At 70.8% G+C, this 7539-nt stretch carries 5 protein-coding genes; all 5 read right to left on the bottom strand.

The window, feature by feature from the left end; all coding sequences use genetic code 11:
- Positions 1-240 precede the first annotated feature (240 nt).
- The 5 genes from ACIBTS_RS28220 to ACIBTS_RS28200 all read right to left on the bottom strand — a co-directional run bounded on the left by ACIBTS_RS28220 (position 241) and on the right by ACIBTS_RS28200 (position 7535).
- The gene (locus tag ACIBTS_RS28220; RefSeq protein ID WP_399323040.1) at positions 241-1059 is read right to left on the bottom strand and encodes an HAD family hydrolase; all 819 of its coding nucleotides are present in this window, start codon (positions 1057-1059) and stop codon (positions 241-243) included.
- The gene (gene serS, locus ACIBTS_RS28215; protein WP_079661228.1) at positions 1056-2333 is read right to left on the bottom strand and encodes a serine--tRNA ligase; all 1278 of its coding nucleotides are present in this window, start codon (positions 2331-2333) and stop codon (positions 1056-1058) included. Before serS ends, ACIBTS_RS28220 begins: the two co-directional genes overlap by 4 nt.
- 650 nt (positions 2334-2983) lie before the next feature.
- Positions 2984-3916 carry a prephenate dehydratase gene (gene pheA / locus ACIBTS_RS28210; protein ID WP_334578627.1) on the bottom strand — a complete coding sequence of 311 codons (933 nt, stop codon included), beginning with the start codon at positions 3914-3916 and terminating at the stop codon, positions 2984-2986.
- 89 nt (positions 3917-4005) lie between these two features.
- On the bottom strand, positions 4006-5325 hold the full coding sequence (gene efeB, locus ACIBTS_RS28205) for an iron uptake transporter deferrochelatase/peroxidase subunit (RefSeq protein WP_399323038.1): 1320 nt from the start codon (positions 5323-5325) through the stop codon (positions 4006-4008).
- An 8-nt stretch (positions 5326-5333) separates the two neighbouring features.
- A complete protein-coding gene (locus ACIBTS_RS28200) occupies positions 5334-7535 on the bottom strand; it encodes a copper resistance CopC/CopD family protein (RefSeq protein ID WP_399323036.1) in 2202 nt (733 codons plus the stop codon).
- Positions 7536-7539: the final 4 nt, after the last annotated feature.

Genomic DNA, 7539 nt, shown 5'->3' with positions numbered 1-7539 from the left:
CCGCCAGCCCGCCAGCCCGCCAGCCCGCCAGCCCGCCAGCCCGCCAGCCCGCCAGCCCGCCAGCCCGCCAGCCCGCCAGCCCGCCAGCCCGCCAGCCCGCCAGCTCGGCGAGGGTGCCAGCTCGTCAGGCCGCCAGCTCGGCGAGGGTGCCAGCTCGTCAGGCCGGCTGCCAGCCGGCTCGGTGGGCCGCCCGCCCGCCGTCAGCCCGACAAGGCCGTCAGGTCGGCTGGTTGGGGGTGGTTAGGGGAGCAGTTGCTCCAGGACTGCTGCGATGCCGTCCTCCTCGTTCGAGGTTGTCACCTCGTCGGCTATTGCCTTGAGTTCCTCGTGGGCGTTGGCCATGGCTACGCCATGTGCGGACCAGGCGAACATCGGGATGTCGTTGGGCATGTCGCCGAAGGCGATCGTGTCGGCGGCCTTCAGGCCCAGGCGGCGGGCCGCCAGGGAGAGGCCCGTGGCCTTGGACAGGCCCAGAGGGAGCAGCTCCACGATGCCCTGGCCGGCCATCGCGACCGTGACGAAGCCACCCGCGGCCCGCTGGGCGGCCTCGGCCAGCGCGTCGTCGGACAGCTCGGGATGCTGTATGTAGATCTTGCCCAGCGGCGCGGACCAGAGGTCGGACGCGTCCGTGAACGGCGTCGACGGCAGTGCGCCGGTGACCGCGTAACCGGGGCCGACCAGCACGTCGCCGTCCAGGCCGTCACGGCTCGCCGCCAGGTACAGCGGGCCGACCTCCGCCTCGATCTTCGCCAGGGCCACCGCGGCCAGCTGCCGGTCCAGGGTCACCGACGTCAGCAGACGATGCTCGCCGGCGTCGTACACCTGTGCGCCCTGGCCGCAGACCGCGAGGCCGTCGTAGCCGAGGTCGTCGAGGATGTGCCGGGTCCACCGGACGCCGCGGCCCGTCACCACGATGTGCGCGGCGCCCGCCGCGGTGGCCGCGGCGAGGGCGTCACGGGTGCGCTGCGAGATCGACTCGTCGGAGCGCAGCAGCGTTCCGTCGAGGTCGGTCGCGATCAGACGGTAGGGGAGCCCCCTGGCGGGAGATGCGGCGCTCACTTGGCCACCGGCTCCAGGACCTCCCGGCCGCCGAGGTACGGGCGCAGCACCTCGGGCACGTACACGGAACCGTCGGCCTGCTGGTGGTTCTCCAGGATCGCGACGATCGTGCGCGGGACGGCGCACAGCGTGCCGTTCAGCGTGGCCAGCGGGCGGACCTGCTTGCCCTCGCGGACACGGATCGACAAACGGCGGGACTGGAACTCGGTGCAGTCCGAGGTCGAGGTCAGCTCGCGGTACTTGCCCTGGGTGGGGATCCACGCCTCGCAGTCGAACTTGCGGGCGGCCGAGGAGCCGAGGTCACCGGTGGCGACGTCAATGACGCGGAACGGCAGCTCCAGCGAGGACAGCCACTGCTTCTCCCACGCCAGCAGCCGCTGATGCTCGGCCGTCGAGTCCTCGGGCGTGACGTAGGAGAACATCTCGACCTTGTCGAACTGGTGGACGCGGAAGATGCCCTTGGTGTCCTTGCCGTGCGAGCCGGCCTCGCGGCGGAAGCAGGGCGAGAAGCCCGCGTAGCGCAGCGGGAGCTTGTCCGCGTCGATGATCTCGTCCATGTGGTACGCGGCGAGGGGGACCTCGGAGGTGCCGACGAGGTAGAGGTCGTCCTTGTCGAGGTGGTAGACGTCCTGGGCGGCCTGGCCGAGGAAGCCGGTGCCCGCCATGGACTGCGGACGCACCAGCGCGGGGGTGAGCATCGGCGTGAAGCCGGCCGCCGTGGCCTGCGCGATCGCCGCGTTGACCAGGGCCAGCTCCAGCAGGGCGCCGACGCCGGTCAGGAAGTAGAAGCGGGAGCCGGAGACCTTCGCGCCGCGCTCGACGTCGATCGCGCCGAGGAGCTGGCCGAGCTCCAGGTGGTCCTTGGGCTCGAAGCCCTCGGCGCCGAAGTCGCGGATCGTGCCGTGCGTCTCGAGGGTGACGAAGTCCTCCTCGCCGCCCACGGGCACGTCGGGGTGCACGAGGTTGCCGAGCCGCTGCAGGAGCTCCTGGGTCTCGGCGTCGGCGGCGTCACGCTCGGCGTCGGCGGCCTTGACGTCGGCGGCGAGCTGACTCGCCTTCTTCAGCAGTTCGGCCTTCTCGTCCGCGGAGGCCTTGGGGATGAGCTTGCCGAGCGACTTCTGCTCGGCGCGCAGCTCGTCGAAGCGGACGCCGGACGACCTGCGCCGCTCGTCGGCGGACAGGAGAGAGTCGACGAGCGCGACGTCCTCTCCACGGGCGCGCTGGGACGCGCGCACACGGTCGGGGTCCTCACGGAGCAGGCGAAGGTCAATCACGCGGCCAAGGCTACCCGTGCGGGGTTGCCGCTCACGACTCACCATTCCGAACCGTAGACCGACTGTAGGCCGACCGTAGGCCGAGGCTTCCGATTCATGGCTTACGTTCAGTTATGAGGGAATTGCCGCACGTGTCAATGAAAAGCGTCTCACTCCCTGGGACGGGGCATGTGACGGGCGTCTCGTTGACTCGATTTCCTTGTGGAGGAGGGGACTTGAGGGTGCCGTTGTCCACAGGTATCCACACCCCCGGGATGGTTATCCACAGGATGTGCGAAAGATCTGTGGACATTGGAATTGATCATTCCGATAGCACTGTGGGGCTCGGTCAATTCCTTGCCCAAACGGTCTGCCGACCCACTTTCGGGTGGAAATGGGTCGCCCCAAAGGATTGATCGAAGGAAACAGGTGGACGAAGGGTGACGCGCAGGTTGCGAGTCGCCCTGGTGTCATGGGGGCCGATTTGTCGACTGGATGGGGCTTCGGTGATCGACGTTGTCGACTTGTCCCCAGGTCGAGATGCCGCCCTGTGGATAACTTCTGTGGATAACGGAGATACGCAGATAGGACCGGCTGAACGACAGCCAGGACTGCGTGAACGACAGCCAGGACTGCGTGAACGACAGCCAGAACCGGTGGCGGACCGGCTGCTAGAACCGGCCGTCCTGGCAGCGGGCCACCCAGTCCGACGCTGCCACGAACTCGCCGTCGGAGGTCCCCGGCAGCGGGGTCGGCACGTCCGCCGGGCTCACCTCCGCGCGCGGGTACGAGCCGAGGAATCGCACCTCGCGACAGATGCGCTTCAGCCCCATGAGCGCCTCGGCCATCCGCCGGTCCGAGATGTGTCCCTCGGCGTCGATGCAGAAGCAGTAGTTGCCGATGCCCGCGCCCGTCGGCCGGGACTGCAGCAGCATGAGGTTGACGCCCCGGGTGGCGAACTCGCCCAGCAGGTCGCGCAGGCCGCCGGGATGGTCGTCGCGCTGCCACAGCACGACGGACGTCTTGTCCGCGCCGGTCGGCGCTGCGGGCCGGGCGGGCCTGCCCACCAGCACGAACCGGGTCTGAGCGTTCTCGGCGTCGTGGATGCCGGTCTCCAGGGCCGTCAGGCCGTAGCGGGCGGCCGCGAACTCGCCCGCGAAGGCGGCGTCGTACCGGCCCTCCTGGACCAGTCGGGCGGCGTCCGCGTTCGAGGCGGCCGACTCCCACAGGGCGTCCGGGAGATTCCCCTTCAGCCAGTTGCGGACCTGCGGCTGCGCGGCCGGATGCGCCGAGACCGTCTTGATGTCCGCCAGCTTCGTGCCCGGCCGTACCAGCAGCGCGAAGGTGATTGACAGCAGCACCTCGCGGTAGATCATCAGCGGCGCGCCGGCGACCAGCTCGTCCAGGGTCGTGGTGATCCCGCCCTCGACGGAGTTCTCGATGGGCACGAACGCGGCCTCGGCCTCGCCGGTGCGCACCGCGTCGAGCGCGGACTGCACCGACACATAGGGGATCAGCTGCCGGGTGGCAGCCTCCGGAAGCGTGCGCAGGGCGACCTCCGTGAAGGTGCCCTCGGGGCCGAGATACGCATAGCTCGCTGGCATGACCTCACCCTAATGGCCCTTGCGTATCCAGACGTATGCGTCTCACGACAGCCGCTCGCAGGAATGAATTCGCACGGCGGGCCGTAACTTCACGACTCCAGCAGTCGCTGGCCCACGTACTCCCCCTCGGCCGCGCCGCCCGGCACCGCGAACAGGCCGCTCGACTCGTGGCGGATGTACTTCGACAGGGCGTCCCCGCGGTCCAGCTTGCGCTGCACGGTGACGAAGCCGCGCAACGGGTCCGCCTGCCAGCAGACGAAGAGCAGGCCCGCGTCCGGAGTGCCGTCCGGGTCGATGCCGTCGTGGTAGGAGAAGGGCCGGCGCAGCATCGCCGCGCCGCCGTTCTGATCGGGGCGGGTGATACGGGCGTGCGCGTTGATCGGGACGACCAGATCGCCGCGGGCGTCGGTCTTCTCCAGGTCCATCGCGGTCGTCTCGCCGCCCCCCGACAGCGGCGCCCCGTCGGACTTCTTGCGCCCGATGACCTGCTCCTGGGCCTTGAGCGACAGCCTCTCCCAGTCGTCGAGCAGCATGCGGATACGGCGTACGACGGCGTAGGAGCCGTTGGCCATCCACGCCGGGTCCTTGGTGCCGGACGCCGGGACGAAGATGCGCTGGTCGAAGTCGGAGTCGGTCGGCTTGGGGTTGCGGGTGCCGTCCAGCTGACCCATCAGGTTGCGGGCCGTCATGGGGTGGGCCGTGGCCCCCGGCGTCCGGTTGAAGCCGTTCATCTGCCAGCGGACCTTCGCCGCGCTGCCCGCGTCCTTCTGGATGGCGCGCAGGGCGTGAAAGGCGACCAGGGCGTCGTTCGCACCGATCTGCACCCACAGGTCGCCGTTGCTACGGGCCTTGTCGAGGTGGTCGGAGGAGAAGTCGGGGAGTGGGTCGAGGGCGACCGGGCGCTGCTTCTCCAGCCCGGTGCGGGCGAAGAAGCTGTGGCCGAAACCGAAGGTGACCGTCAGCGAGGAAGGGCCTGCGTCCCGGGCCACGTCCGTGTCGTCGTTCGCCGCCGCCTCGCCCGCCATCAGCCGCCGAGCCGTCTCCGACCAGCGACGCAGCAGCGCGGCGGCCTCTTTGCGGCCCGCGCCGGCGGCGAGGTCGAAGGCGACGAGATGCCCGCGGGCCTGGAGCCCCTGGATGATGCCGGGCTGATGTTTCACGTGGAACATCGCCTCGTCGGCGCCGATCGAGGACAACGGCGTGGCCTGCGAGGGCGCCGCCGCATAGCCCACGGCGCCGCCGGCCGCGCCGAGCACGAGACCGGTGGTGCCTGCGGTGCCGAGCAGCCTGCGCCGTGTCAGCCCCTCGGGGGAGCGGGATCCCGAGGGCGCGCCTTCGCCCACGGAGGTGTGGTTCTCGGGCGTACGGGTCTGGGGCGTACGGGCCTCGGGGATGGACTGGTCGGGCATGGTGCGGTTCAGCCGATCTGCGCGTTCTTGGAGACGGTCACCTGGTCGATGTCGGAGGTCCGCACGGTCACGGCGATCTTCCACTCGCCGGCCAGGGGGATCTGTACTCCGGTCGCCGACCAGTGGCCGGTCGTGATGTGGTCGGGAGAGATGGGCAGCGGCCCGATCTTCTTGGCTTCGAGGGTGAAGGCGACCTTGACCTCGGGCACGTCGAAGGCGCGGCCGTTGGGCCGGGTCACATAGACGTGCATCTCGTTGGCGCCGGCCCGTGCGGGGTCGAGGTCGACGCTGACCACGCCCTTGCCGTCCGTGCCGCCGGTGTCGAACGACATGTCCAGCGTCAGGGCGCCGGAGGTGGAATCCCCCGAGGAGGACGAAGAAGAAGAGGAAGATGAAGACGAGGAGGACTGGGTGGCCTTGGCGGCGTCCTGCTCCGTGCGGCCGGGTTCCGTCGACGTCAGGATGGTGGTGACGCCGAGCAGCACGACGGCGACGCCGGCCTCGGCGAGCACCGAGCGGCGCAGGCCGAAGCGGCCCGGATCGGAGTCCCGCAGCCGCTTCTGCCGGGTGGCGTCGACGGCGGCCTGCTGCCGGGCGAGCTGCGCGGCACGCTTCGCTCCGCCGGACCCGGCCTTGGCGGCCCCGGCCCCGGTTCCGGCCCCGGCCCCGGTTCCGGCCCCGGCCCCGGTTCCGACCCCGGTTCCGGTCCCGGATCCGCTCCCGGCCGCCGCCGTGACGTGCTGCTTCTCGGGCGCCGACTCGGCCGCGGAGTCGAGGGCGGACTGCGGGACGGCCACCGGGGCGGCCTCCTCGGCCGTGGACCCATCGACCGTGGCCGTCTCGCCCGTGGACCCCTCGCCCGTGGACCCCTCGGCCGTGGACTCCTCGGCCGTGGCTGTCTCGACCGTGGCCGTCTCGGCTGTGGGGCTTTCGGCCGTGGACTTCTCGGCCGCGGAGTTCCGGGCCGTCGTCTTCGTCGTCGTGTCCGCCAGCTGGGCCGTCCAGCGTCGGGAGATCCACGCGATGCCGACGAGCAGCGCCACGAGCCCGATCTTGATGAGCAGCAGTTGTCCGTAGCGGGTGTCGGTGAAGGCGGACCAGGAGCCGAGCTGACGCCAGGACTGGTAGACGCCGGTGGCGATCACGGCCAGGACGCTGCCGAAGGCGACCTGGGAGAAGCGGCGGACGACGGCTGCCTCGACGGGCCGGTCGGCGGGCGCCCGGTACAGCGCCACGAGGAGCGCGGTGAGCCCGCCCAGCCAGGTCGCGACAGCCAGCAGGTGCAGCACGTCGACCGGCATCGCGATGCCCGGCTGCAGCCCGGTCGAGGCGTGCTCGGCCATGGCCCAGCTCGCCGCGAGCCCGGCGGCGACGACGGTTCCGCCGATGGCGAGCCCGAAGGCCAGATCCCGTTTCTCCTCGTCTTCTCGCTTGTCGTACGCGCCGAAGAGCACCGCGATGAAGAGGGCGGCCGCGGCGAGCAGCAGCAGCCGGGAGACCAGGGCGGCGCCGGTCTTGGTCTGCAGGACCTGCCCGAGGAGGTCGAGGTCGAAGACGTCGCCGAGCTTGCCCGAGGTGGTGTAGGAGCCGCGCAGGAGCAGCAGGAACAGGGTGGCCGCGGTCATCGCGAGCCAGCCGGAGACGATGAGCCGCTGCACGGCCCGCACCCCGGTGCCGCGCTGCCAGCAGGCCAGCACGAAGGCGGCCCCGCCGGCCATCACGATGAACCCGGCGTACGACACGTACCGCCCGAAACCGTAGAGCCCGCCGACGATCCCACCGCCGGCCCCCTGGTCGGACACCGAGACGCTGGTCTTGGAGGGGGCGCCGATGGAGAAGGTGTAGGCGCCGGCGACGGGATGGCTGTCGGCGGACACCACCTGGTAGGTCACCGTGTACGTGCCGTCGGGCAGCCCCGAGTGCAGCTGCACGGCGTACGACGTGCCGCTGGTGTTGGTCGGCTTGCCGCTGTCGACGCGGGTGCCCTTGGGGTCGAGGACGCGCAGCGAGTCGTCGTTCATCGAGACGGTCTCGGAGAAGGTCAGCGTCACCTGAGTGGGCGCCTTGTCGACCACCACCCCCTGCGCGGGGTCGCTGCCGGTCAGCGCGGCGTGCGCGGAGGCTGGTCCGGCGCCGGCGAGAAGCGCGCCGGTCACCGCCAGGAACAGCAGCACGAACATCCGGACGCGGGGGGCGATGGTCTGCGTCAAGGTG

It is taken from the genome of Streptomyces sp. NPDC050121, assembly GCF_044460385.1.
Lineage (GTDB): Bacteria > Actinomycetota > Actinomycetes > Streptomycetales > Streptomycetaceae > Streptomyces > Streptomyces soliscabiei.
Note: the sequence above shows the minus strand (reverse complement) of the source record. Positions and strands in the feature narration are given on the sequence as shown.